The 607-nt window shown below is 54.4% G+C and carries 1 pseudogene; it reads right to left on the reverse strand.

What is annotated here, in order from left to right:
* Nucleotides 1–509, reverse strand: a pseudogene (locus NW819_RS14460) (RNA-guided endonuclease TnpB family protein); the annotation flags it as partial.
* Nucleotides 510–607 lie beyond the last annotated feature (98 nt).

Genomic DNA, 607 nt, shown 5'->3' on the forward strand with positions numbered 1-607 from the left:
TCCAAGCAGAACTGGGCATAGTACCCATCTGCCCTGCGTATCACCCGCACCCGATTGATTTTGGAGTTTAGGATATGGTGTCTTGCCTCACCATTGCAGTACAGGGCAAATGTTCCTGCGTTGAAGCCGTCGGTGAACGTGATGGACATGCCGTCAGGAGACAGCTTCCAGCCGGACAGCTTGTACTCGACCGACCGACAGTTCTTCTTGAACTGCGGATAGCCTTTCTTTGGCTCTTTGTTCTTGCAACGGCGGTAGAAGTTGGAGAGGGCAGACCAAGCTCTTTCGGCACTAGCTTGACGGGCGGCAGAATTGAGCTGGCGGGCGAAGGGGAACTCTTTGGCCAAGTCCTTGCAGAGGGAATACAGAACCGCTTTGGTCGCGCCCCGGTTATCCATCCAGTACCGCAGACACTTGTTTTGCACAAACTGCGCAGTGCGAATGGCTTCATCCAGAGCTTGGTACTGCTCTGCTGTGCCGTTGAGCAGCTTGGCTTCTCTGACCAACATATTGCTATTTTAAAGTGCTACGCACCGCTACCGCGAACAGCGTTCCTGAAGGGATAAAACGGTCTGCGCCTTACATCCCTGCCCTCAAGGGCAGGGCT

This window comes from Synechococcus sp. R8-2 (genome assembly GCF_047461715.1).
Lineage (GTDB): Bacteria > Cyanobacteriota > Cyanobacteriia > Thermostichales > Thermostichaceae > Thermostichus.